Genomic DNA, 1,309 nt, shown 5'->3' on the forward strand with positions numbered 1-1,309 from the left:
TATTTTAGAGAGATGGTGCTAGAGGTTCAATCCTGGGGCCTGAAGCCGTCGTGGGTGACCGGAGACAGTTGGTATTCGAGCCTAGAGAATCTGAAGTTTCTCAGAAACGAGAAAGTGGGTTTTCTATTTGGGGTAGCGAATAATCGGCTGGTCTCGGTAGAGCGTGGAACGTCAGTGCAGATAGGGACTCTAGAGATTACAGCTGATGGCTTGATGGTCTATCTCAAGGCATTTGGCTGGGTCAAAGTGTTTTGTGCGCCGTTCAAAAACGAGCAGCGATATTACATCTTGTATCGACCAGACTTAGAGGCTTTGAAACAGCTCTCACGAGAGACCTTTAAGCAAGTTCATAGTGAGCATTGGCAGATTGAATGTTTTCATAGAGTGATTAAACAGGTGTGTAATATCGAGCGCTTTTATGTGCGAGATGAACAGGCTATTCGTAATCACGTTTTTTGTGCACTACGTGCTTTTTGCAAGCTACAGACGATGTGCATCAAAGGGATCATCAACAACTGCTATGAGATATCGCGTCAGCTATTTGTGCCGGTCATTCGCCAGTTTATTCTAGAAAACGTGGAGGAAACTGCTTTCGCCTAGCATTGTCACACTGTATTTGTCAATGCGTAACTCCTAAACTTGTTCAACGGACTGGTTGATTAATTCCTTCAAATCACTGATCAAATTCTTCCTAAACTCATTTGCTGCCGCAATAAATGGCTCTAGCAATTCCTGCCTGACCTTGACAATTAAGTCAGCGACCACGTCACCAACTTGTTCAAGAAGCCGAGCGACACTCTGCTCTACTTGAGTCACTAATTTACTTGAGTGTTGTGCTCTCATGAGAGAAAAATCATCATATCGCGTCTGAGGTAGACTAGGCGTTAGGTTCAAAGGTTTTGAGCAGGAGGTGAAGGATGCAGTTGCCGATTGTTGCGCCAGCGCCAGTGGTGAGCAAACATGCCGCAGCGTTTCGTCATTTGTTCAATGACGAGCGGGCCTATCAGCACTTCCAGCACTATTTAACCGGGCTCATCGTCTTAGAAAACAAAAGCCTATCGAATATCAGCCGCTGTACGTTGGCGAGCGCCGATAAAAGCAACCTATCGCGGTTTCTATCCTCAGCCCCGTGGCATCCGCCAGAGATGAACGATGCGCGTATCGAGTATGTGCTGAAGCAAACGATACTGCATCGACTCACCGCAGCAGGTTCTAGCTTTATCCTAGATGACACGATGTGTGAGCATGTCGGCAGTTTGTTTGAGTATATCGACCGCCACTACAATCACAGCAATAGCACCTACCCGCT

The 1,309-nt window shown here is 46.6% G+C and carries 3 protein-coding genes; 2 read left to right on the forward strand and 1 reads right to left on the reverse strand.

Going from position 1 to position 1,309, the window contains the following annotated elements:
- A partial coding sequence (locus CKL79_RS22400) for a transposase (protein ID WP_141242174.1) occupies window positions 1-600 on the forward strand: 600 nt, incomplete at its 5' end.
- A gap of 33 nt (window positions 601-633) precedes the next feature.
- On the opposite strand, the gene CKL79_RS22405 is transcribed toward CKL79_RS22400, so the two are convergent.
- Window positions 634-843: a hypothetical protein gene (locus tag CKL79_RS22405; protein ID WP_121971708.1), complete on the reverse strand. Its 210-nt coding sequence runs from the start codon at window positions 841-843 to the stop codon at window positions 634-636.
- A 74-nt stretch (window positions 844-917) separates the two neighbouring features.
- Between CKL79_RS22405 and CKL79_RS22410 the strand changes: the two genes are divergently transcribed.
- Window positions 918-1,309 (forward strand): transposase (locus CKL79_RS22410; protein WP_141242273.1); only part of this gene is annotated, 392 nt, incomplete at its 3' end.

Source organism: Leptolyngbya sp. BC1307 (assembly GCF_002286735.1).
GTDB lineage: Bacteria > Cyanobacteriota > Cyanobacteriia > Phormidesmidales > Phormidesmidaceae > Phormidesmis.